The 22,703-nt window shown below is 63.8% G+C and carries 19 protein-coding genes and 1 other RNA gene; 19 read left to right on the top strand and 1 reads right to left on the bottom strand.

Annotated features, from left to right (window positions below; genetic code table 11):
• The first annotated feature begins 33 nt into the window (after nt 1-33).
• The 17 genes from rsmI (at nt 34) to lpxC (ending at nt 18,890) form a co-directional block, all read left to right on the top strand.
• The gene (gene rsmI, locus BM194_RS10485) at nt 34-888 is read left to right on the top strand and encodes a 16S rRNA (cytidine(1402)-2'-O)-methyltransferase (RefSeq protein ID WP_092846465.1); all 855 of its coding nucleotides are present in this window, start codon (nt 34-36) and stop codon (nt 886-888) included.
• Between the two features lie 35 nt (nt 889-923).
• Nucleotides 924-1,284, top strand: an RNA gene (gene rnpB, locus BM194_RS10490) — RNase P RNA component class A.
• A 36-nt stretch (nt 1,285-1,320) separates the two neighbouring features.
• The gene (gene rsmH / locus BM194_RS10495; RefSeq protein ID WP_092846467.1) at nt 1,321-2,277 is read left to right on the top strand and encodes a 16S rRNA (cytosine(1402)-N(4))-methyltransferase RsmH; all 957 of its coding nucleotides are present in this window, start codon (nt 1,321-1,323) and stop codon (nt 2,275-2,277) included.
• Nucleotides 2,278-2,284: 7 nt separating this feature from the next.
• Nucleotides 2,285-2,599: a cell division protein FtsL gene (gene ftsL / locus BM194_RS10500; protein ID WP_092846469.1), complete on the top strand. Its 315-nt coding sequence runs from the start codon at nt 2,285-2,287 to the stop codon at nt 2,597-2,599.
• Nucleotides 2,596-4,302 (top strand): peptidoglycan D,D-transpeptidase FtsI family protein, encoded by a 1,707-nt coding sequence (locus BM194_RS10505; protein ID WP_092846471.1) that lies wholly within the window; start codon nt 2,596-2,598, stop codon nt 4,300-4,302. The genes ftsL and BM194_RS10505 overlap by 4 nt, the downstream gene beginning before the upstream one ends.
• Nucleotides 4,302-5,828: a UDP-N-acetylmuramoyl-L-alanyl-D-glutamate--2,6-diaminopimelate ligase gene (locus BM194_RS10510; RefSeq protein ID WP_422730654.1), complete on the top strand. Its 1,527-nt coding sequence runs from the start codon at nt 4,302-4,304 to the stop codon at nt 5,826-5,828. The genes BM194_RS10505 and BM194_RS10510 overlap by 1 nt, the downstream gene beginning before the upstream one ends.
• On the top strand, nt 5,825-7,192 hold the full coding sequence (locus BM194_RS10515; RefSeq protein WP_092846473.1) for a UDP-N-acetylmuramoyl-tripeptide--D-alanyl-D-alanine ligase: 1,368 nt from the start codon (nt 5,825-5,827) through the stop codon (nt 7,190-7,192). The genes BM194_RS10510 and BM194_RS10515 overlap by 4 nt, the downstream gene beginning before the upstream one ends.
• Nucleotides 7,193-7,202: 10 nt before the next feature.
• Nucleotides 7,203-8,285 (top strand): phospho-N-acetylmuramoyl-pentapeptide-transferase, encoded by a 1,083-nt coding sequence (gene mraY, locus BM194_RS10520; RefSeq protein ID WP_092846540.1) that lies wholly within the window; start codon nt 7,203-7,205, stop codon nt 8,283-8,285.
• A gap of 66 nt (nt 8,286-8,351) precedes the next feature.
• A complete protein-coding gene (murD, locus tag BM194_RS10525) occupies nt 8,352-9,746 on the top strand; it encodes a UDP-N-acetylmuramoyl-L-alanine--D-glutamate ligase (RefSeq protein ID WP_092846475.1) in 1,395 nt (464 codons plus the stop codon).
• Nucleotides 9,743-10,939, top strand: coding sequence for a putative lipid II flippase FtsW (gene ftsW, locus BM194_RS10530; protein WP_092846477.1), 1,197 nt, complete (start codon nt 9,743-9,745; stop codon nt 10,937-10,939). Before murD ends, ftsW begins: the two co-directional genes overlap by 4 nt.
• A 35-nt stretch (nt 10,940-10,974) precedes the next feature.
• Nucleotides 10,975-12,045 (top strand): undecaprenyldiphospho-muramoylpentapeptide beta-N-acetylglucosaminyltransferase, encoded by a 1,071-nt coding sequence (murG, locus tag BM194_RS10535; protein WP_244890935.1) that lies wholly within the window; start codon nt 10,975-10,977, stop codon nt 12,043-12,045.
• A gap of 46 nt (nt 12,046-12,091) precedes the next feature.
• Nucleotides 12,092-13,504, top strand: coding sequence for a UDP-N-acetylmuramate--L-alanine ligase (gene murC, locus BM194_RS10540; RefSeq protein WP_092846542.1), 1,413 nt, complete (start codon nt 12,092-12,094; stop codon nt 13,502-13,504).
• Nucleotides 13,501-14,448, top strand: coding sequence for a D-alanine--D-alanine ligase (locus BM194_RS10545; RefSeq protein WP_092846481.1), 948 nt, complete (start codon nt 13,501-13,503; stop codon nt 14,446-14,448). The genes murC and BM194_RS10545 overlap by 4 nt, the downstream gene beginning before the upstream one ends.
• A 4-nt stretch (nt 14,449-14,452) precedes the next feature.
• Nucleotides 14,453-15,175, top strand: a complete 723-nt coding sequence (locus tag BM194_RS10550; protein WP_092846483.1) for a cell division protein FtsQ/DivIB — start codon at nt 14,453-14,455, stop codon at nt 15,173-15,175.
• A gap of 206 nt (nt 15,176-15,381) precedes the next feature.
• Nucleotides 15,382-16,659 carry a cell division protein FtsA gene (ftsA, locus tag BM194_RS10555; protein WP_092846485.1) on the top strand — a complete coding sequence of 426 codons (1,278 nt, stop codon included), beginning with the start codon at nt 15,382-15,384 and terminating at the stop codon, nt 16,657-16,659.
• 37 nt (nt 16,660-16,696) lie between these two features.
• Nucleotides 16,697-17,860, top strand: coding sequence for a cell division protein FtsZ (gene ftsZ / locus BM194_RS10560; protein ID WP_092846487.1), 1,164 nt, complete (start codon nt 16,697-16,699; stop codon nt 17,858-17,860).
• Nucleotides 17,861-17,975: 115 nt separating this feature from the next.
• On the top strand, nt 17,976-18,890 hold the full coding sequence (lpxC, locus tag BM194_RS10565; RefSeq protein WP_092846489.1) for a UDP-3-O-acyl-N-acetylglucosamine deacetylase: 915 nt from the start codon (nt 17,976-17,978) through the stop codon (nt 18,888-18,890).
• An 82-nt stretch (nt 18,891-18,972) separates the two neighbouring features.
• Here lpxC and BM194_RS10570 read toward each other — a convergent pair whose 3' ends face one another.
• A complete protein-coding gene (locus BM194_RS10570; RefSeq protein WP_177223386.1) occupies nt 18,973-19,452 on the bottom strand; it encodes a DUF721 domain-containing protein in 480 nt (159 codons plus the stop codon).
• Nucleotides 19,453-19,517: 65 nt separating this feature from the next.
• On the opposite strand from BM194_RS10570, the gene BM194_RS10575 reads away from it, so the two are divergent.
• Nucleotides 19,518-19,865, top strand: coding sequence for a hypothetical protein (locus BM194_RS10575; RefSeq protein WP_092846493.1), 348 nt, complete (start codon nt 19,518-19,520; stop codon nt 19,863-19,865).
• A 70-nt stretch (nt 19,866-19,935) separates the two neighbouring features.
• On the top strand, nt 19,936-22,662 hold the full coding sequence (gene secA / locus BM194_RS10580; protein ID WP_092846495.1) for a preprotein translocase subunit SecA: 2,727 nt from the start codon (nt 19,936-19,938) through the stop codon (nt 22,660-22,662).
• Nucleotides 22,663-22,703 lie beyond the last annotated feature (41 nt).

Genomic DNA, 22,703 nt, shown 5'->3' on the forward strand with positions numbered 1-22,703 from the left:
AGGCGACACACTTTCCCTGTATGAGATCAGCACATGACCGAGTCTAGCAAGGGCACATTGTACGTGGTGGCAACGCCGATTGGTAACCTGGAGGACCTGTCGCCTCGTGCTGCCGGGGTGCTGGCCGGTGTCGCCGTGATCGCCGCCGAGGACACCCGTCACACGGCACGACTGCTCAAGCACTTGAGTATCGAGCGCCCCTTGTTGTCCTTGCATGAACATAACGAGGCCGGCCGGGTCGGGCAATTGTCGGCCCGGCTGGAGGGAGGGGAAGATGTGGCGCTGGTCAGTGATGCCGGTACACCCCTGATTTCCGATCCCGGGTTCGTTCTGGTGCGTGCATTGCGTGAAAGTGGCCACCGTATCGTGCCGGTACCCGGGCCCTGTGCGTTGGTTGCGGCGTTGTCTGCAGCAGGGCTGCCGACCGACCGCTTCGTGTTCAACGGTTTCCTGCCGGCCAAGCGCGGCGCTCGGCGCAACAGCCTGGAGGCGTTGAGCGAGCGTGCGGAAACGCTGGTCTTCTACGAGTCGCCGCACCGTATTCGCGATAGTCTCGAGGATATCGCAGCGGTGCTGGGCGAGCGTCGTGTCGTGCTGGCGCGTGAATTGACCAAGACGTTCGAGACCTTCCTGGACGGGAGTGCCGAGCAGCTTCTGGAGCGCATGGCGCAAGATCCCGATCAGGCGCGTGGCGAGTTCGTGATGATGGTGGCTGGCGCCCCGCCGCGCGACGCCGATGCCGCGAGCCTGGATGGCCAGGTGATCCTCCAGGCGTTGCTGGCCGAGGGAATTGGAGTCAAGCAGGCGGCAGCCGTCGTCTCGCGTCTGTTGGGTGGCCGCAAGAAAGCCTGGTACGAGCTGGCGCTGTCGCTTAAGGCCGACGGTTGAGGGGCGCCCGGGGCGCTGGTATTCTTGCGCGCTTGGGAGTTGGCCAGGCAGTCGCCGCCGGGCTCGTTTGACGAGTGCCGGGGGAGGAAAGTCCGGGCTCCATAGGGCAGGGTGCCAGGTAACGCCTGGGCGGCGCGAGCCGACGGAAAGTGCAGCAGAGAGTAGACCGCCTAAGCAGCGCAAGCTGCCGGCAAGGGTGAAAGGGTGCGGTAAGAGCGCACCGCACGGCTGGCAACAGTCCGTGGCACGGTAAACCCCACCCGGAGCAAGACCGAATAGGCCCCCGATGCTGCGGCCCGCAGTGGGGGCGGGTAGGTCGCTTGAGCCCAGTGGTAACGCTGGGCCTAGATGAATGGCTGCCCACGACAGAACCCGGCTTATCGGCCGACTCCCATCCCCACAATTCTTTCGCTTCGTCGTATCGAGAACCGCATGCCGCATCGTGCCAACGCTTCGTCTTCGCCCGACTACCGTCATGCCAGTGTCCTGCTCGATGGCGCCGTCGATGCGCTGATCCACGACCCCGCCGGGACCTATCTCGATGGCACCTTCGGGCGAGGCGGGCATTCTCGTGCGATTCTCGACAAGCTTTCTCCCGACGGGCGCTTGATTGCCATCGATCGCGACCCTCAGGCGCTTGCCGAGGCGCGTCGCATAGACGACCCACGCTTTTCGATCCATGCCGGCACCTTCGGCCGGCTCGGCGAACTGGCCGAGACGATGGGTGTGCATGGGCGCCTTGCCGGTGTGCTGCTGGATGTCGGCGTATCGTCGCCACAACTTGACGATCCCGAGCGCGGCTTCAGCTTCCTGCGAGATGGCCCGCTGGACATGCGCATGGATCCCAACCAGGGCGAAAATGCCGCCGAGTGGCTGGCACGCGCCAGCGAATCCGATATTGCCTGGGTGTTCAAGACCTATGGCGAGGAGCGCTTCGCCAAGCGCATGGCGCGCGCCATCGTCGAGCGTCGCCGCGAATCGCCGATCAAGCGCACCGGTGAGCTGGCCGAACTCCTCAAGGCGGCTCATCCCGCCTGGGAGAAGGGCAAGCACCCGGCAACCCGGGCCTTCCAGGCGCTGCGAATCCATGTCAATCGCGAACTCGACGAGCTCGATGCGGCCCTGGACGCCGCACTGGAAGCCCTGATGCCGGGTGGTCATCTGGTGGTCATCAGTTTCCATTCGCTGGAGGATCGGCGCGTCAAACGCTTCGTTCGAGACCATGTGCGCGGCGATACCCACCTGCCACGGGGCATGCCGATTCGCGAGGATCAATTGGCCAAGCGCCTGGAGACCCTGGGCAAGGCCCAGCGTCCCGGGCCGGCAGAGGTCGATGCCAACCCGCGTGCACGCAGTGCCGTCATGCGCGCAGCACGCAAGATCGCCTGAGGTACCCATGGCAACCGCGAGCAGGTCATCGGCAAGGCGACGTTTCAGGCTGCTGGGTTGGCGCCAGCTGCTTATCCTTCTGCTGGTCGGGCTGGTCATGGCCAGTGCACTGGCCGTCATCACCAGCGCGCACATGACGCGTGTCCAGTATGCCCGCCTGCAGCAGCTCGAGCGTCACAAGGACAAGCTGCAGACCGAATGGGGGCAGCTGCTGCTCGAGGAAAGTACCTGGTCGGCACCGTCGCGTATCGAGCGTCTGGCCAGTGAGCGCCTCGACATGCATGTTCCCGAACTCAGCGAGATCAAGGTGATACGCCCATGAGCGCGAAAGGAGGCAGCTCGCCGACCCGGGCACAGGTTGCCCCGATGGGGTCTGGCCGCTATCGCTTCATGGTCGGCGTCGTGCTGGTGGCGCTGGCGGTCCTGGTCGGGCGTATCGTCGACCTGCATGTCATCGATCGCCTGTTCCTGCAGGGGCAGGGCGATGCCCGCACGCTGCGTGTCGAAACCATCGACGCGCATCGTGGCATGGTCACCAGCCGGCATGGCGAGCCGCTGGCGATCTCGACGCCGGTAGTCAGCCTGTGGGCCAATCCGCAGGAGCTGCCGAGCGACGACATACAGCGCATGATGCTGGCGCGGGCACTTGGCATGAGCCTGGCTGACCTCAACGCCCGTATCGAACGTTACGCCGAACATGAATTCATGTACTTGCGCCGGCGCATGACGCCAGCCGATGCACAGCCGATTCTCGACATGCGTCTTCCCGGTGTCTACGCGCAGCACGAGTACAAGCGTTATTACCCATCCGGCGAAGTGACCGCGCAACTGGTCGGTGTCACCAATATCGACGACAAGGGGCAGGAGGGGGTCGAGCTCGCCTACAACAGTTTCCTGGCGGGCCAGCCCGGCAAGCGGCGAGTGCTCAAGGATCGCAAGGGGCGCCTGGTGCGCGACCTGCATCTGATCAAGGAGGCCAAGCCGGGGGGCAACCTGGCGTTGTCCATCGACCTGCGGCTGCAGTACATGGCCTACCGGGAGCTCAAGGCGGCGGTGGACGAGCACAATGCCGACGGCGGCACGCTGGTCATGATGGATGCGAAGACGGGGGAGGTGCTGGCGATGGCCAACCTGCCCTCGTACAACCCCAATAACCGCGCAGAGCTCGACGCCAATGGCCTGCGTAACCAGGCGATCACGGATGCCTTCGAACCGGGCTCGGTCATGAAGCCGCTGGCCATGTCGGCGGCCCTGGAAACAGCCAGGTTCTCTCCTGAAACGGTGATCGATACGTCGCCGGGCTGGATGCGGGTCGACAACTTCACGATTCGCGACTTTCGCAATTATGGCGACCTGTCAATGGCCGGCATTCTCCTGCACTCCTCGAACATCGGCATGACACGGGTTGCCCTGCAACTCGAGGAGGATGCGGTATGGAACCGCTATCACGAGCTCGGACTGGGCCAGGCGCCAGGCACCGGGTTTCCTGGCGAGACGACCGGTAGCCTGCCGACACCGTTCGACTGGTCCGATAGCAAGCGGGCGTCGATGTCCTATGGTTACGGCGTCGCCGTGTCCGCCTTGCAGCTGGCCAGTGCCTATACGGCGATTGCCAACGAAGGCAAGCGCATGCCGCCGTCGCTGCTCAAGCTGCCATCGCCACCCCAGGGCGAGCAGGTCATGTCTCCCCGCGTTGCCGACGACCTGCTGCACATGCTCGAAGCCATCGTCCAGCCCAATGCCGGTGGGTCGCGAGCCGTGGTCCCGGGCTACCGTGTCGCCGGCAAGACGGGCACGGTACGCAAGGTGACCCAGACCGGGTATCAGCAGACGGCCTATCGTTCGTTGTTTGCCGGGATCGCCCCTGTCACCGATCCGCGCATCGTTACCGTGGTGATGATCGATAACGCCAAGAAGGGCGACTATTATGGCGGCCTGGTTGCCGCACCGGTATTCGGACGCGTCGTGGGCAAAGCGCTGCGGCTGCTCGATGTCCTGCCCGACAAGAAGGAGGCGGTAGAGTGATTCAGGTCGAGGGAAGCCGGCTGAGGCAGACCATTGCCAAACTGTGGCCCGGCACGCAGTTGCCCGATGAGGCCCTGGCATCCGCTGCGATGCTGCGCCTGTGCCGGGACAGCCGTGACGTGTCGACAGGCGAGGTGCCGACGGTCTTCGTGGCCGTGCCAGGCGTGCATGTCGACGGGCGACGTTTCATCGCTCAGGCATTGGCCGATGGCCCCCGGCTGGTACTGGCCGAAGCCTGTGACAAGGAAGCCGAAAGCGCCCCCTTGCCGACGGACGAGCGTGTCGTGGCGCTGGCTGACCTGGGGCGTCGGCTGGGAGAACTGGGGCGTGAGCTATTCGCGGTTCCCGAGTCGCTCGAGGTGATCGGAGTGACCGGCACCAACGGCAAGAGCTCGGTCACACACTATATTGCCGCGCTGAGCGATGCGCTGGGCTGCCCATCAGGCGTCATCGGTACACTGGGCTGGGGGCGGCTGGGCCAGTTGACCGACAGCGGGCTCACCACGCCTGGTGCCCTCGAGCTTCAGTGGATGCTCGGGCAGATGGCATCCAGCGGTATCCGGCGCGTGGCCATGGAAGTTTCCTCGCATGCGCTGATGCAGGAGCGTCTGGCCGGCTGCCGTCTCAAGGCGGCCGTGTTCACCAATTTGTCGCGCGATCATCTCGATTATCACGGCAGCATGGCAGCCTATGCGGCGGCCAAGGCGCGCCTTTTCCGGCGTGAGGAGATCAGTCTGGCGGTAGTCAATGGCGACGATGCGCTGGCCCGTCTGATGCTGGCAGGCGTAACGGAAGGCGTGCGCGTGCTGGCGACCGGACGCCAGGAGGCCACCACGCTGCGCGTTCTCGACTGGTTGCCGCATGCAGAAGGCCAGCGCGTGCTGATCGCCACGCCGGACGGGGAGCGCGCCCTCGAGCTGGGCCTCATGGGCCGCTTCAATCTGGATAACGTGCTGCTCGCCATGGCTACCCTGTATGGTCTGGGTGGGTCGCTTGAGGCGCTGTGTGAGGCCGCGAACTCCCTGTCGCCGGTCCCGGGACGGATGCAGGTCCTGACACGGCCTGGCGCGCCCACGGTCATCGTCGATTACGCGCATACCCCCGATGCGTTGACCAGCGCCTTGTCGGCGCTGCGTGACCATCTGCCCCGGCAGGCCAGGTTGTGGTGCCTGTTCGGCTGCGGGGGGGATCGCGACGCCGGCAAGCGTCCGTTGATGGCGCAGGCCGTCGAGCCGCTGGTCGATCGTATCGTGATCAGCGACGATAACCCGCGCAGCGAGGATCCTGCTGCGATCCGCCAACAAATCCTGACAGGCTTGTCGGAGGAGGCGCAGTCCCAGGCCTGGTGTGTCGACGGTCGCGGGCAAGCCATCGACAGGATCATTGCCGACGCTGGTCCAGAGGACATCATCCTCATTGCCGGCAAGGGGCACGAGACGTATCAGGAAATCCAGGGGCGTCGCCTGCCGTTTTCGGATATCGAGCGTGCCGAGGCGGCCCTGCAGTCACGCAAGGAGGGAGCGTGAGCGACGCTGGACTGGACACCCTTGCCGCGATTGCCGCAGTGCTGGGTAGCGTTTGGCCGGGGGAGGATCGTGCGGTTGGCGCCGTAACGACCGATACCCGTTCCCTCAAGCAGGGAGACGTCTTTCTGGCGTTGCGCGGCGAGCGTTTCGACGCCCATGATTTTCTCGCCCAGGCTCGTGAAGCCGGGGCTGTGGCTGCGATCGTGTCGCATCCGGTCGATGATGCGTTGCCGCAGATCGAGGTGGCCGATACGCGTCTGGCCCTGGGCATTCTGGGGCAGGCGCGGCGCCTGGCCTGGGGCGGCCCATTGGTGGCGGTGACCGGCAATAGTGGCAAGACCACGGTCAAGGAAATGCTGGCTGCGATTCTGCGCCGACGTGGCGAGACATTGGCCACGCGGGGCAATCTCAACAACGATATCGGCGCGCCATTGACCCTGCTCGGGCTCGGCTCGGCCCATCGGTACGCGGTGGTCGAACTGGGCGCCAATCACCTGGGCGAGATTGCCTGGACCACGGCGCTTGCCCGTCCGCAGGTCGCCGTGATCACCAATGTCACGGGAGCGCATGTCGGTGAGTTCGGCGGCATGGGGCAGATTGCCCAGGCCAAGGGGGAAATCCTGTCCGGCCTGCCACCGGAAGGGGTTGCCGTACTAAACCGCGACGATGCCTTTTACCCGTTCTGGCAGCGCCTGGCAGGGCAGCGGCGAGTCATCGACTTCGGCCTGTCGATTGATTCGCATATTCAGGCATGCGATATGGTTTGCGACGACATCGGACGCTATGCTTTCACGCTTGTCCAGGGCAAGCGTGCGCTGGGTAGGGTCCGGCTCGGGTTGTTCGGCAGGCACAACGTGCGTAATGCACTGGCGGCGGCGGCGGCAGCCCTGGCGCTCGATGTGGCTGCCGAGGATGTGGTCGCTGCCCTGAGCGAGTTGCAGGCCATGCCGGGGAGACTGGCGCTGGTCGAAGGGGTGCGCGGCAGCCGACTGCTGGACGATACGTATAACGCCAACCCGGGAGCCGTGAAGGCAGCGCTGGACGCACTGGCTCAGATGCCTGCGCCGCGCTGGTGTTTCCTGGGCGGCATGGGGGAACTCGGCGCGGCGGCGGATACCCTGCACGCCGATGTCGGGCGTTACGCCCGCGAACGTGGTATCGATTTTCTCGGAACCCTGGGCCCGTTGGCCGAGCCGGCGGCTCGTGCCTTCGGCGAATCGGGATGTCATTTTACGGACTGGGACGCGCTCTTGCGCCATGCCCGGGACCATCTGCCGTCAGGGGCCAGTGTTCTGGTCAAGGGCTCGCGCAGCGCCGGCATGGAGCGACTGGTCGCCGAGCTGCGCGCGGATGCATCAAGGTGAATGCTATAACATGCTGCTTTATCTGGCCGAATTTCTTGCACAGTACCAAAACGCCTTTACCGTCTTCGATTACCTGACGTTACGCATCATCCTCGGCACGCTGACTGCCTTGCTGCTGTGCTTGTGGTTCGGGCCGATGATGATCCGTCGCCTGGTCGAGCGCCAGATCGGTCAGGCCGTACGTGACGACGGGCCGCAGTCGCACCTCTCCAAGGCAGGCACGCCGACCATGGGCGGTGCCATGATCTTGATAGCCATGGCAGTCAGCACACTGCTATGGGGCGATCTCGACAATCACTACGTGTGGCTGGTGTTGATCGTGACGCTGGGCTTCGGCGCCATCGGCTGGGTCGACGATTACCGTAAGGTCGTCGAGAAGAACCCGCGGGGGCTGCCGGCACGCTGGAAGTATTTCTGGCAGACCGTGCTTGGCATCGGCGCGGCTGTCGTCCTCTACTACACCGCGGCCAGCCCGGTGGAGACCAGCCTGATCGTGCCGCTGTTCAAGGAAGTCGTGATCCAGCTTGGCCTGTTCTATATCGTCCTGACCTACCTAGTCATCGTGGGCAGCTCCAACGCCGTGAACCTCACCGACGGCCTCGACGGGCTGGCGATCATGCCGACCGTTATGGTCGCCATGGGGCTGGCGGTGTTTGCCTATGCAAGCGGTAACGCGGTCTTTGCCGAATACCTGCATATCCCCATGGTGCCTGGGGCGGGGGAGCTGGCCGTGTTCTGCGGCACCATGGCCGGGGCGGGGTTGGGCTTCCTGTGGTTCAACACCTACCCGGCGCAGGTGTTCATGGGCGACGTGGGTGCCCTGGCGCTGGGGGCGGCCCTCGGGGTCGTGGCGGTCATCGTGCGTCAGGAGATTGTGCTGTTCGTGATGGGAGGGGTGTTCGTCATGGAAACCGTTTCGGTCATCCTGCAGGTTGGCTCCTACAAGCTGACCGGTCGGCGCATCTTCCGCATGGCGCCGCTGCATCACCATTTCGAACTCAAGGGCTGGCCCGAACCGCGCGTGATCGTGCGCTTCTGGATCATCACGGTCGTGCTTGTGCTGATGGGGCTGGCCACCCTGAAGATTCGCTGATGTCCGGTCCCGTTGCTTGCGGGGCTGCGCATGGTAACGTGGCTTTTTTCGAACTGATCGCTTGAGGTGTTGCTGGTGGCGCGCGGACAAACGCTGGTCGTCGGGCTTGGCGTGTCGGGGCAGGCGATAGCACGCCACCTGGCGCGCGAAAACGTGTCCTTCATGGTGGCCGATACCCGGCAGAATCCGCCAGGGCTTGCGGAATTCCGCCGCGAGCATGCGGATGTGCCGATTCACTGTGGCTCGCTCGGCGAGCTCGATCTCGAGGCATTCGAAGAGATCGTGCTGAGTCCTGGCGTCGATCCGCGTTCGCCCGGCCTGGCGCCGTTCTGGGCGCGTTCACAGCAAGGTGGGACACCGCGTGTCGTGGGCGAGATCGCCCTGTTCACGCGGGCCTGCCATGCCCCGGTGGCGGCCATTACCGGTGCCAATGCCAAGTCCACCGTGACCACGCTGCTCGGCGAAATGGCTTGCGAGGCAGGCGTCAATGTCGCTGTGGGGGGCAATCTGGGCACCCCCGCCCTGGATTTGCTGCATACCCATCCCGATGCCGAGCTCTTCGTCCTGGAGTTGTCGAGTTTTCAGCTCGAGACCACACCTTGCCTGGGGGCGGCGACCGCGGCCTTTCTCAACCTGTCGGAAGACCACCTGGATCGGCATGGCGACATGGCCGGCTATCGTGCCGCCAAGCTCGGTATCTTTCGTGGCGCCCGGCATGCCGTCGTCAATGCCGAGGACAGCATGACCTGGCCCGACGACGAACGCCTGCCCGTCGACCGCTTTACCACGCAACCGCCCGATGGCCAGCAGTGGGGTATAGCCGTGCACGATGACGGCGGCGGCAAGGCGCCGTGGTTGATGCATGGCACCCGGCCGCTGATGGCCGTGGACGAGTTGCGCCTGCCAGGTCGCCACAACCAGGCCAATGCCTTGGCGGCACTGGCCATGGGAACGCGTCTTGGATTTTCCCTGGAGGCCATGCGGCGTGTACTGGCCCGCTTTGCGGGACTGCCGCATCGGGGGCAACTGGTAGGCGAAGCCGATGGCGTACGTTGGGTCAACGACTCCAAGGGGACCAATGTCGGGGCCACGTTGGCGGCGATCGCCGGCCTGGGAGTCACCTTGCAGGGCAAGCTTATCTGGCTGGGAGGCGGCGTAGGCAAGGGCGCCGACTTCACGCCGCTGGCCGAGCCGTTGGCGCGTCATGCGCGTGAGGCCATCGTGTTCGGAGCCGATGCGCCGCGTCTGGCCGAGTCGCTCGCAGCAAGCGTGCCCGTCGAACGTCGCGACTCCCTGGAAGAGGCCCTGGAGCGAGCTTCCGTGATCGCGCGTCCCGGCGATTGCGTACTGTTGTCGCCGGCGTGTGCCAGTCTCGATCAGTTTGCCAACTACATGGCCCGGGGCGACGCCTTCCGCCAGTGGGTGGAACGTTATCTGGCAGACCGCCAGGAGGGTGCATGACGGCACGTCGTCTGCAGCGCATCAGGCAGCGCCTGTCGACCCGGGGTCAGCCGTTCGATGGTTGGCTGCTGCTGGCCGCCGTGGCATTGCTGATGGTCGGACTGGTCATGGTCACGTCGGCCTCGACCGAGGTGGCGACCGGGCTGACCGGTAATCCCTTCTACTACGGTATCCGTCACGGGGTGTTCGTGGTCATCGCTACCGGGGTGGCGGCTGGCGTGCTCTATGTGCCCCTGGCCTCGTGGCAGCGTAACGGCCCCTGGCTATTGCTGGCCGGGTTCTTTCTGCTGATTGCGGTGCTGATCGTCGGCACCGAGGTCAATGGCAGCAAGCGCTGGATTCCGCTGGGACCGATCAATGTCCAGGCGTCCGAAGTGGCCAAGCTGTTCCTCATCATCTATGTGGCGGGTTACCTGGAGCGTTTCCTGCCTGGGGTCCGCAAGTCCTGGTGGGAATTTCTCAAGCCGCTGATCATTCTGATGCCCATGGGCGTTCTGCTGATCATGGAGCCCGACTACGGTGCCCTGGTGGTAATGACGGGCTGCGTGATGGGCATGCTGCTACTGGCGGGCGCGCCGCTGATTCGTTTCATCCTGCTGCTCAGTGCAGTGCTGGCGCTGGGAGGCTATATCGCCATCGCGGAGCCTTACCGCCTGGAGCGCATCACCAGCTTTGCCGACCCCTGGGCCGACATGTACGACTCGGGATACCAGCTGACCCAGGCGCTGATTGCCTACGGTCGCGGGCACTGGTTGGGCCTGGGCCTGGGCGACAGCGTCCAGAAACTCTTCTACCTGCCCGAGGCGCACACCGATTTCGTGTTCGCCGTGATCGCCGAGGAGTTGGGCCTGGTCGGTGCTGTATCCGTGGTCGGCCTGTTCGCACTGCTGGTCTATCGCGCCTTGCATATCGGCCGCCAGGCGGAACTGCAGCGATTGCCGTTCGCGGCGTATCTCAGCTACGGTATCGGGCTGGTCTTTGGTGCCCAGGCCTTCATCAATATCGGGGTCAGTACCGGTATCCTGCCGACCAAGGGTCTTACCTTGCCTCTGTTGAGCTATGGCGGCTCGAGCCTGGTGGTCAGTTGCGTGATGGTGGCGCTGCTGCTGCGCGTCGATAACGAAACGCGTCGACGTCGGCAAGCGCCGGCCCCGGCACCAACCCAACGAGTACAAGGAGCGGCATCCCAGTGAACTCCCAGTCAGCGCAGTCGCGTCGGGCATTGATCATGGCCGGTGGTACCGGCGGTCACGTGATACCGGCCCTGTCACTGGCGCGTGCCCTGCAGGCGCGTGGCGTGGATGTCGAGTGGCTGGGAAGTCCTCGCGGTATCGAGAATCGCCTGGTTCCCGAGGCGAACATACCACTGCATTGCATCGATGTCGCCGGGCTACGCGGCAACGGTGCCGCTGGCTGGCTGGCCGCCCCCTGGCGACTCGCCCGAGCCATCGGCCAGGCACGCCGCGTCATCCGGCGCTACGATCCGCAGCTGGTGGTGGGCATGGGCGGCTTTGCCAGCGGGCCTGGCGGTCTGGCGGCTCGGCTATCCCGTCGTCCCTTGGTCATTCACGAGCAGAACGCGGTCGCCGGCATGACCAACCAGGCGCTGTCGCGCCTGGCGACACGGGTGTATGCCGCATTCCCCGGTGCCTTTCGCAAGGCGGGCAAGGCCCATCGCGAGATCGTCATCGGCAATCCCGTACGCGATGCTATCGCAGCGCTAGGCACGGTGCCCCGCCAGGCCGAGGCCATGCGCGGCAGACGCCTGCGCCTGCTGGTCGTAGGCGGCTCGCTGGGTGCCGTGGCGCTCAACGAGTGCCTGCCCCAAGCGCTGGCGCATCTGGACGAAGACCGCCGGCCCGAGGTGCGTCACCAGGCCGGGCGTGGCAAGGAGGACGCCACGCAGCAGGGCTATGTCGCGGCCAACGTCGAGGCCGAGGTCAGCGATTTCATCGATGACATGGCCGCCGCCTACGACTGGGCCGACATGGTGGTGTGTCGGGCAGGGGCGCTGACCGTCGCCGAGCTTGCCGCTGCCGCCAAGCCGGCCCTGTTCGTCCCCTTTCCCCATGCCGTCGACGACCACCAGACGGCCAATGCGCGTCATCTGGTCGATGCCGGCGCGGCACGACTGATTCCCCAGACTACCCTGAGTGCGGAGGGGCTGGCGGAGACGCTGGCTGCCGTACTCAATCCTGATGTTCTCGCCACCATGGCCGGTGCCGCACGTGCCTGTGCTCACCTCGATGCCGTCGATCGCCTGGTGGCGGGCTGCTTGGAGATCGGTTTTGAGCAATAGCAAGTTTCCTTCCGTGCCGGGACAGGCACGCCGTAACGGGCTGGGCATGCGTCGTATCCAGCGCATTCACTTTGTCGGGATCGGCGGTGCCGGCATGTGCGGCATTGCCGAGGTGCTGGCCAACCAGGGCTATCAGGTCAGCGGTAGCGACCTCAAGGAGTCGGCAGTCACCAGGCATCTGCGTGACGGCGGGATTCGTGTCGAGATTGGTCATGCGACCGAGAACGCCGAGAATGCCGACGTCGTCGTCGTATCGACGGCCGTCGATGCCAGCAACCCCGAAATTGCCTGGGCGCGCGAGCACCGTGTCCCCGTCGTTCGACGGGCGGAGATGCTGGCCGAACTGATGCGCTTTCGGCATGGCATTGCCGTGGCCGGTACGCATGGCAAGACGACCACTACCAGCCTGACCGCGACCTTGCTCGCCGAGGGCGGTTTTGACCCGACATTCGTCATTGGCGGCAAGCTGACCAGTGCGGGGACCAATGCCCGGCTCGGCGAAGGGGATTACCTGGTCGCCGAGGCCGACGAATCGGATGCCTCCTTCCTGCATCTGCAACCCATGGTGGCCATCGTCACCAACATCGATGCCGACCACATGGCGACCTACGCCGGGGACTTTTCCCGGCTCAAGGACACCTTCATCGAGTTTCTGCACAATCTGCCGTTCTATGGCATGGCGGTGCTGTGCCTTGACGATGACAACGTGCGCAAACTGCTCCCGCGTGTGCAGCGCCAGTTCGTGACCTACGGCTTCAGCCCGGACGCGGATTATCGAATCGCCGATTTTGTCCAGGAAGCGGGTGAAATTCGTTTCACGGCACTCAGGCCCGAAGGGCACGCGCCTTTGCAGGTGCGTCTGGCGATGCCCGGCGAGCACAACGCCCAGAATGCCCTGGCCGCGATTGCCGTGGCGACCGATGCGGGCGTCGATGACGAGGCGATCCAGCGTGGCCTGGCCGGCTTCGCTGGCGTCGGCCGACGTTTTCAGGTGCATGGCGAGTATGCGCTGCCTCAGGAAGCCGGCGAGGTCATGCTGGTCGACGACTACGGCCATCATCCGCGCGAGGTCGAGATGGTGATCAGGGCCGTGCGGGCGGGATGGCCCGAACGGCGGCTGGTGATGCTCTACCAGCCGCACCGCTACTCGCGTACTCACGACCTGTACGAGGATTTCGTCCGCGTATTATCGGGTGTCGATACGCTGTTGCTGCTTGACGTCTACAGCGCGGGCGAAGCGCCTATTCCCGGTGCCGAGGGGCGTACCCTGGCTGGCTCGATACGCCAGCGTGGCCAGGTCGACCCGATTTTCGTCGAGCAAAAGAGCGAGCTGCCCAGGCTGCTTGCGCATGTGCTGCGCGATGGCGACATCCTGATTACCCAAGGGGCCGGGGACGTCGGGGGCATTGCGATTGCGCTGGCGGCCAGCCGGCTTGGGCTTGATGAGGTGGAACTATGAGCCGCAACCAGCAAATAAGTGAAACACCGAGTCCTTCGGATTTCGGTCGTGTGGTCGTGTTGTACGGGGGCGAGTCGGCGGAACGCGAAGTCTCCCTGGTCAGCGGGGCTGCCGTGCTGGCCTCGCTGCAGCGCAGCGGTGTCGATGCCCGGGGTTACGATCTGGCCGCTGGTGGCCTGAGCGGGCTCGAAGCGCTGGCGCCGGATCGGGTTTTCATTGCGATGCATGGTCGTGGCGGCGAGGACGGCACCCTGCAGGGGGCATTGGAATTGCTGGGCATACCCTATACCGGCAGTGGTGTGCTGGCCTCGGCGCTGGGCATGGACAAGCAGCGCACCAAGCAGATATGGCAGGCGCTGGGCCTGCCGACGCCGGAGAGCATCATCCTGTCGCCTGATGCCGACTGGCCGGCCGTGGTCGAGCGTCTTGGCCTGCCGATGGTGGTCAAGCCGGTACACGAGGGGTCGACACTGGGCATTACCATCGTCGATAGCCTCGAGGCGCTCCAGGCTGCCTATCGGGAAGCTGCCCGCTACGACGCGGCGGTCATGGCCGAGCGCTTCATCCGTGGCGAGGAGTATACCGTCTCGCTACTTGGCGATACCGAGCTGCCGGCCATTCGCGTCGAAGTCCCGAGTGGCTTCTACGATTACGAGGCCAAGTATCATTCCAATGAGACGCTCTATCACCTGCCGTGCGGTCTCGAGGCATCGACCGAACAGGCCCTGGCGACGCTGTGCCGCCAGGCCTTCGATGCCGTCGGTGGCCGGGGCTGGGGACGGGTGGACGTGATGCGCGACGCCGAGGCGCGGTTCTGGCTCCTCGAGGTCAACACCGTGCCTGGCATGACCGACCACAGCCTGGTGCCCCAGTCGGCAGCACACGCTGGCCTGGGCTTCGACGCGCTGGTGCTGCGCATTCTCGCTACGTCACTGGAGCGTTGAAGGTATGGGGTCGGCGGGATCGCGCGGCTCGCTGCTGGGGCTGGTATTGCTGTTGATACTCCTGGGGGCCGGTGGTCGGACGTTGTGGCTGTGGCTGGACCGGCCCATCGAGCGTGTATCGATTCGCGGCGATCTGGAATACGTGAGTGCTGCCTACCTGAGGGAGCAGTTGGCGCCGCTGGTGCGGGGCCAGACATGGTTGTCGGTGGATCTCCAGGCGTTGCGTGAACAGGCTCGCGCCATCGATTGGTTGGCCGAGGTGCGCGTCTCTCGTCACTGGCCGGATGCGCTGACGTTCGAGCTCTATGAGCAGGAGCCAGTTGCACGCTGGAACGACGACTACCTGCTCAATCCGCGTGGCGTGCCCTTTCGGCGGGGAGACGTCGCGGTGCCCGAGGGCCTGCCCGACCTGGCCGGGCCTGAAGGCAGTGGGGCAGAAGTCCTGGCGCTTCTCGACCAGTTACAAAATGGCCTGGCACCCCTGGGCCTGGATGTCACCCAGTTACGTCTCGAGGATCGTGGCGCCTGGCGGTTCCAGGTCAATGATAGTGTCTGGGTCATGCTTGGCCGTAACCAGCGTGATACGCGCCTGGCTCGCTTCGCGATTGCCTGGCAACGTCAACTTGGCACGCAGTCTTCGCAGATTCGCTACATCGATTTGCGCTATCCGAACGGTGTTGTCGTGGCCTGGCACGGCGAGACCGACGTGGAGATTTCGGAAGGGTAGTAACGTAAGCGTTGCTTTTTTTAACGCGAGAGCCCGCCAGCAAAGGCGCCGAGGTATTTCTTTCAACAAAAAATCCCCGTATTCTGTTGCTGGCTTTGAGTATGGGCGGATTAAATAATAAGTATTGTTTACTTAATCGCCTAAAATACTTTATTTAGTTAATAACGGTTTCAAATATTGTGAAGATCGAGGAGTGACCCCGACCCATGGCAGGACAATCCAATGCTTCCAATATGGTCGTCGGGCTGGATATAGGAACGTCCAAGGTGGTGGCGATCGTTGGGCAGCCCACTGACGATGGTGGGTTGGAGATTGCCGGGATCGGTTCCCATCCCTCTCGCGGTATGAAGAAAGGGGTGGTCATCAATATCGAGTCCACGGTGCAATCCATCCAGCGCGCCGTGGAAGAAGCCGAACTGATGGCCGGCTGCGATATCCATTCGGTGTATGTTGGTGTGGCGGGGAGCCATATCAGTTCAATGAACTCCGATGGTGTGGTTGCGATCAAGGATCGTGAGGTCACTCCATCCGATATCGAGCGGGTCATCGACTCGGCCCGGGCTCGGGCCATTTCCGAAGGGCAACGCATCCTGCATGTGCTGCCCCAGGAGTTCGCCATCGATACCCAGGAAGGCATTCGCGAGCCGTTGGGCATGTCAGGCGTGCGGCTCGAGGCTCGGGTGCACCTGGTGACGGCAGCCCTGAATGCCGTGCAGAACATAGAAAAATGCGTGCGTCGATGCGGGCTCGAGGTGGATGCGATCATCCTCGAGCAGCTGGCGTCGAGCCATGCCGTGCTTACCGAGGACGAGCGTGAGCTGGGCGTCTGCATGGTCGATATCGGTGGTGGCACGACGGATATCGCCGTGTTCACCGAAGGTGCCATTCGCCATACGGCGGTCATCCCGATCGCCGGCGATCAGGTGACCAACGATATCGCCATGGCGCTTCGCACACCGACGCAGTACGCCGAGGACATCAAGGTCAAGTACGCCTGCGCACTGACCCAACTGGCCTCGAGCGATGAAATGATCAAGGTTCCCAGTGTGGGTGACCGCCCGGCCCGAGATCTGTCTCGCCAAGCCTTGGCCGAAGTGGTCGAACCTCGTTACGAGGAACTGTTTACTTTGGTACGCGAAGAACTGCGACGTAGCGGCTACGAGGATCTCGTGGCAGCGGGGGTGGTACTTACCGGGGGGACGTCGCGTATGGAAGGCGTGGTCGAATTGGCCGAAGAGATCTTCCATATGCCGGTACGTATTGCCTGTCCGCAGAACGTTCGTGGTCTGGCTGACGTGGTGCGTAATCCGATTTATTCCACGGGAGTAGGTTTGCTACTCTACGGAATGCGTGATGCCAACAAGCAGGCCCAAGGCCGCGTGGTATCCGCCCAGCCCCGTAGGGAGGAAGTCTCTCGGCGTGGTCTCAAGGATGGCACTTCGACGCTGGAACGGGTCAAGAGCTGGTTCAAAGGAAATTTTTGACAGGGGCCGCATCCATGCGGTCACAGGAGACGGGGCAATGTTCGAACTGGTAGATAATGCACCTTCCAGCAGCGCAGTCATCAAGGTGATCGGCGTTGGTGGAGGCGGCGGCAATGCCGTCAATCACATGGTCGAAAGCAACATCGAGGGCGTCGAATTCATCTGCGCCAACACCGATGCGCAGGCGCTCAAGCGTGTTGCTGCCAAGACCGTTCTCCAGTTGGGTAGTGAAATCACCAAGGGACTCGGCGCGGGTGCCAGTCCCGAGGTCGGTCGCCAGGCGGCCATGGAGGATCGCGAACGGATCGCCGAATTGCTCCAGGGCGCCGACATGGTCTTCATCACGGCGGGCATGGGTGGTGGCACCGGTACCGGTGGCGCACCCGTCGTGGCCCAGGTGGCCAAGGAACTCGGCATCCTCACCGTCGCCGTGGTAACGCGGCCGTTCCCCTTCGAGGGGCCGAAGCGCATGCGCGTGGCCGAAGAGGGCATGCGTGAGCTGTCCGAGCACGTCGACTCGCTGATCACCATTCCCAACGAGAAGCTGCTGGCGGTCCTTGGCAAGAGCGCGAGCCTGCTGACCGCGTTCAGCGCCGCCAACGACGTGCTGCTGGGCGCTGTCCAGGGCATCGCCGAGCTGATCACCAGCCCGGGTATCATCAACGTCGACTTCGCCGACGTACGTACCGTGATGTCCGAGATGGGGATGGCGATGATGGGTACCGGCGGCGCGACCGGCGAGAACCGCGCCCGCGAGGCCGCCGAGAAGGCGATTCGCAGCCCGCTGCTCGAGGATATCGACCTGCACGGTGCGCGCGGCATCCTCGTCAACATCACCGCAGGACCCGACCTGTCGATCGGCGAGTTCAACGATGTTGGTGCAACCGTCCAGGAATTCGCTTCCCAGGATGCGACCATCGTGGTGGGCACGGCAATCGACATGGAAATGGCCGACGAACTGCGTGTCACGGTCGTGGCGGCTGGCCTAGATGGACGCAAGGAGAAGGCCGTGACTCGCGAGAGCGTGACGCGTCCCGAAACCACGGACTATCGCAAGCTGCAGCAGCCGACGGTCATGCGCCAGCAGGCGGCTAAGGCCGAGCAGGACAATGCCGCCAAGGCGCGTCAGGAAAAGCGCAAGTCTCAGGAACTCGACGATTACCTCGACATTCCTGCGTTCCTGCGTCGTCAGGCCGATTGAGTGGAACTATCGAAGGCATAGGGATGGCCGGACGACGAAATTTTGTTTAAACAGTCGTTCGATGGTATAGTGAACACTGTTTGACAACCTTTTAGTGACAGCCTGGCCATTGCCCATGATCAAACAACGTACTCTCAAGAACACCATGCGCGCCACCGGCGTCGGCCTGCATTCCGGTGAGAAAGTCTATCTCACGCTGCGTCCGGCTCCGGTGAATACCGGGATCGTCTTCGTACGGACCGATCTCGAGCCCGAGGTGCGCATTCCGGCCCGCGCCGAAAACGTTACCGACACCATGCTGTGTACTGCCCTGTCCAGCAACGGTGCCAAGGTGGCGACCGTCGAACACTTGATGTCCGCCTTCGCCGGTCTGGGTATCGACAATGCGATTGTCGAGCTCAGCGCGCCGGAGGTGCCGATCATGGACGGCAGCGCGGGACCTTTCGTCTTTTTGATCCAGTCCGCTGGCATCGAAGAGCAGAACGCAGCCAAGAAGTTCATCCGTATCAAGCGTGAGATTGGCGTCACCGATAACGGCAAGGAAGCGCTTTTCCTGCCGTACGACGGCTTCAAGGTATCGTTCTCCATCGATTTCGATCACCCCGTGTTCGACAGTCAGGAGCAGACCGCCGTCGTCGACTTCTCCACCACGTCGTTCGTCAAGGAAGTGTCCCGGGCGCGGACATTCGGTTTCATGCGTGACCTGGAATTCCTGCGCTCGCAGAATCTGGCGCTAGGAGGCAGTCTGGACAATGCCATCGTGGTCGATGAGTACCGCATTCTCAACGAAGGCGGCCTGCGCTACGAGGATGAATTCGTCAAGCATAAGGTGCTCGACGCGATTGGCGATCTGTATCAGCTTGGTTATAGCCTGATCGGCGAGTTCCGCGGGGTGAAGTCAGGCCACGCCCTGAACAACCAGCTGTGCCGCGAGATGATGGCCAATCCGGATGCGTGGGAGATCGTCACCTTCGAGGACGAGGCCCAGCAAGCGCCGATTTCCTATGCAGCGCCTGCCATGGCCGTGTGACGCAAGACACGTTGTCAGGCAAACCAGGCTTTGACGCCGACCCCTTAGGGTCGGCGTTTTTTATGGTGCTATCAGCAGGGGTCTAGGAAGAGCGCTGGCGCTCGGCGTGGGCTGCCAGGCGCTCCAGCGAGCGGCGCAGGCGCGGATCGCTCGTGTCGGCAGCACAGCAGGAAATTTCGTCGGCGGCACGAGACGAGAGACGGCGGGGCTGGGTGATTGGCACCTTGGGAGGCGAGACGGGGCGAACCTTGAAGGTGAACCCCAGGACCGCCTCGAACTCGGGTAGCTGGCGCAGCAGGGACAACAGGCGCGTCTGCTCATAGCGCAGCCAGGTCAGCCAGACGGCACGATCGGTGATCACGGTCAGCTTTCCCTGTCGGTAGCCACCCACGAACACGTGCTCGCGGACCTCCTCGGGAAGATGCTGGCGCAGGTGCTGTTGGGCACGGTCGATGACCCGGGCCATGCGCATCAGGCCACCGAGCTCGCCCGAGCGAGGCTGGGAACCGTCAAGCAGCCGGGTCATGGGCTGGGCGCGGAAACGCTTAGCCTTTATACTCATGGGCTTGCTCGCCACTCTGCGAATCGATAGCGGCAATCTACCATGCAAGGGAGTCTTCCGACAGCATGACCTGCGCCAACCCCTCAGCGATCCATGAGGAGCGCCCGACCCGCCGGCGGACACGCTGGTGGCTGGCTGGGCTGCTGGTCGGCTGTCTGTTGCCGGCGGGGCTGGTGCAGGCCGAGGCGCTGCGCCTGGCCGAGCGACTGACCCAGATATGCCTGATGGCGCCCGAGGCCATTCGTGCCCAGTCGCGCCGTGTGGCTCGTCGCAAGGCGCGCCGCCGCTTGCCGTTGCATGTCTCCCAGCCGCGCCGTGCCGCCGTGCCCGCCTGTCGCCCGGCGATGGGGGTGCCCTGCGCCGGGCAGGATGTCCTGAACCGTCGTGGTCCACCGCAGGTCGCCTTGGCCTGACGTCACCACGTGACCCACGGCGGGACGCATCGATGCCCCGCCTGAACTCTTTTCCGTTTCAGGATATCACATGCTCAATACCGTATTACGCAAACTGGTCGGCTCCAAGAACGACCGCGAAGTCAAGCGCATGGGGAAGTTGGTCAGCGAGATCAATTCCTTCGAGGAAGGCACCCAGGCGCTCTCCGATGCCGACCTGCAGGCCCGAACCGATCAGTACCGCGAACGCCTGCGTCAGGGCGAGTCGCTCGACAAGCTGCTGCCCGAAGCCTTTGCCACCGTGCGCGAGGCCAGCCGGCGCGTGATGGGCATGCGTCACTTCGACGTGCAGCTGATCGGCGGGATCACCCTGCACCGCGGGCGCATTTCCGAGATGAAGACCGGTGAGGGCAAGACGCTGGTCGCCACCTTGGCCGTCTACCTCAACGCGCTGCCGGCGCGCGGCGTCCACGTCGTCACCGTCAACGATTATCTGGCACGGCGCGATGCCGACTGGATGCGCCCGCTCTACGAATACCTCGGCCTGAGTGTCGGGGTGATCTATGCAGGGCAGACGTCGGGCCAGAAGCGTGAAGCCTATGCCTGCGACATCACCTATGGCACCAACAACGAGTACGGTTTCGATTACCTGCGCGACAACATGGCCTTCTCGCTCGAGGACAAGGTCCAGCGCGAACTGCACTACGCGATTGTCGACGAGGTTGACTCGATCCTGATCGACGAAGCGCGGACCCCGTTGATCATCTCCGGTCCGGTCGAGGAAAACACCCAGATGTACCAGGTCGTCAACCGCCTGGCGACCGAACTCACGCAGTGCGAGGACGAGGAGGACCCGTCGACCGGCGACTTCACGCTCGACGAGAAGCAGAAGCAGGTCGAGCTGACCGAGGAAGGCCACCACAAGGTCGAGGAACTGATGCGACGCGAGGGCCTGCTGGGCGAGGACGACTCGCTGTACGCCGCCCAGAACCTCGGCCTGCTGCATCACATGCATTCGGCGCTGCGTGCCCGGCACCTATTCCACCGCGACGTCGACTACATCGTCAACAATGGCGAGGTGGTCATCGTCGATGAGCATACCGGACGCAGCATGCCCGGCCGCCGTTGGTCCGAAGGCCTGCACCAGGCCGTCGAGGCCAAGGAAGGCGTGGCCATCCAGAAAGAAAGCCAGACCCTGGCCTCGACCACCTTCCAGAATTATTTCCGTCTCTACGAAAAACTCGCCGGGATGACCGGGACCGCCGATACCGAGGCGTTCGAGTTCCGCCAGATCTACGGCCTGGATGTCACTGTCATCCCGACCAACAAGCCGATCGCCCGTGTCGATTACAATGATCTGGTCTATCTCTCCGCCGAGGAGAAGTTCGAGGCAATCATCGAGGACGTCAAGACCCAGCGTGACGCCGGACGTCCGATCCTGGTGGGTACGGCGTCCATCGAAACCTCGGAACTGCTTGCGGGACTGATGAATCAGGGCGGTATCCCGCACAACGTGCTCAACGCCAAGCAGCACCAGAGCGAAGCCGAGATCATCGCCCAGGCGGGGCGCCCCGGTGCCGTGACCATCGCCACCAACATGGCCGGGCGTGGTACCGACATCGTGCTGGGGGGCAACTGGGAAGCCGAGGTCGCCAAGCTCGACGAGCCGTCGCAGGCGCAGATCGACGAGATCAAGGCGGAATGGCAGAAGCGCCACGATGCCGTGCTGGCGGCAGGCGGGCTACATGTCATCGGCTCCGAGCGGCACGAGTCCCGGCGTATCGACAACCAGTTGCGCGGGCGTGCCGGCCGTCAGGGCGACCCGGGGTCCACGCGCTTCTTCCTGTCCCTGGAAGATAATCTCATGCGCCTGTTCGGCTCCGAGCGCGTCCAGCGCCTGATGCAGGCGCTGGGCCTGGAGCGTGGCGAGGCCATCGAGCACAAGATGGTGTCCAACGCCGTCGAGCGTGCCCAGAAGAAGGTCGAGGGACGCAACTTCGATATCCGCAAGCAACTCCTCGAGTACGACGATGTGGCTAACGACCAGCGTCGCGTGATCTACGAGCAGCGCGACGAGATTCTCGGTGCCGAGGATGTTTCACAGAACGTGACGGGTATTCGCGAGGAAATTCTCGACGGCAGCATCAGCGATTACGTGCCGCCGCAGAGCCTGCCCGAACAGTGGGACCTCGAGGGGCTCCAGCAAACGCTCAAGACCGAGTTCAATCTCGATGTGCCCTTGCAGCAATGGGCCGAGGAAGACGAGCACTTCCACGAGGAGGTCCTGCGCGAGCGGCTACAGAACAGCCACCGCGAGATCTACGCTGCCAAGACCGAGGCCATCGGCGAAGACTTGATGCGCCGCTTCGAGAAGCAGGTCATGCTGCAAGTGCTGGATACGCGCTGGAAGGAACACCTGCAGTCCATGGATCACCTGCGCCGGGGTATCCACCTGCGCGGCTACGCCCAGAAGAATCCCAAGCAGGAGTACAAGCGCGAGGCATTCGAGTTGTTCCAGTCCTTGCTCTTCAACATCAAGCACGACGTCACGCGTATCCTCAGCCACGTTCAGGTACGCCGCCAGGAAGAAGTCGAGGAACTCGAGCGCAACCGTCGCGATACCCTGGAGCGCGAACGTGCTACGGCGCAGCAGACGCGCGAGGACTCGGCTCGCGAGGAAGCCGAGAGTGAAGTCGACGAAGGTGCCCAGGCCGACAGGCAGACCGTGCGTCGCGAAGGGCCCAAGGTTGGCCGCAACGATCCGTGCCCGTGCGGGTCGGGGAAGAAGTTTAAACAATGTCACGGCAAACTTGCCTGAGCCGGATCGACTGCGCTTGGCAATGTTATGGCGCGCTCTTT

Source organism: Modicisalibacter xianhensis (assembly GCF_900113605.1).
Classification (GTDB): Bacteria; Pseudomonadota; Gammaproteobacteria; order Pseudomonadales; family Halomonadaceae; genus Modicisalibacter; species Modicisalibacter xianhensis.

Excerpts from the sequence above, each read along its gene's own strand:
- rsmI (WP_092846465.1), top strand. The coding sequence starts at position 34 with ATGACCGAGTCTAGCAAGGGCACATTGTACGTGGTGGCAACGCCGATT.
- rsmH (WP_092846467.1), top strand. The coding sequence starts at position 1,321 with ATGCCGCATCGTGCCAACGCTTCGTCTTCGCCCGACTACCGTCATGCC.
- ftsL (WP_092846469.1), top strand. The coding sequence starts at position 2,285 with ATGGCAACCGCGAGCAGGTCATCGGCAAGGCGACGTTTCAGGCTGCTG.
- BM194_RS10505 (WP_092846471.1), top strand. The coding sequence starts at position 2,596 with ATGAGCGCGAAAGGAGGCAGCTCGCCGACCCGGGCACAGGTTGCCCCG.
- mraY (WP_092846540.1), top strand. The coding sequence starts at position 7,203 with ATGCTGCTTTATCTGGCCGAATTTCTTGCACAGTACCAAAACGCCTTT.
- ftsW (WP_092846477.1), top strand. The coding sequence starts at position 9,743 with ATGACGGCACGTCGTCTGCAGCGCATCAGGCAGCGCCTGTCGACCCGG.
- murG (WP_244890935.1), top strand. The coding sequence starts at position 10,975 with ATGGCCGGTGGTACCGGCGGTCACGTGATACCGGCCCTGTCACTGGCG.
- murC (WP_092846542.1), top strand. The coding sequence starts at position 12,092 with ATGCGTCGTATCCAGCGCATTCACTTTGTCGGGATCGGCGGTGCCGGC.
- BM194_RS10545 (WP_092846481.1), top strand. The coding sequence starts at position 13,501 with ATGAGCCGCAACCAGCAAATAAGTGAAACACCGAGTCCTTCGGATTTC.
- BM194_RS10550 (WP_092846483.1), top strand. The coding sequence starts at position 14,453 with ATGGGGTCGGCGGGATCGCGCGGCTCGCTGCTGGGGCTGGTATTGCTG.
- ftsA (WP_092846485.1), top strand. The coding sequence starts at position 15,382 with ATGGCAGGACAATCCAATGCTTCCAATATGGTCGTCGGGCTGGATATA.
- ftsZ (WP_092846487.1), top strand. The coding sequence starts at position 16,697 with ATGTTCGAACTGGTAGATAATGCACCTTCCAGCAGCGCAGTCATCAAG.
- lpxC (WP_092846489.1), top strand. The coding sequence starts at position 17,976 with ATGATCAAACAACGTACTCTCAAGAACACCATGCGCGCCACCGGCGTC.
- BM194_RS10570 (WP_177223386.1), bottom strand. The coding sequence starts at position 19,452 with ATGAGTATAAAGGCTAAGCGTTTCCGCGCCCAGCCCATGACCCGGCTG.
- BM194_RS10575 (WP_092846493.1), top strand. The coding sequence starts at position 19,518 with ATGACCTGCGCCAACCCCTCAGCGATCCATGAGGAGCGCCCGACCCGC.
- secA (WP_092846495.1), top strand. The coding sequence starts at position 19,936 with ATGCTCAATACCGTATTACGCAAACTGGTCGGCTCCAAGAACGACCGC.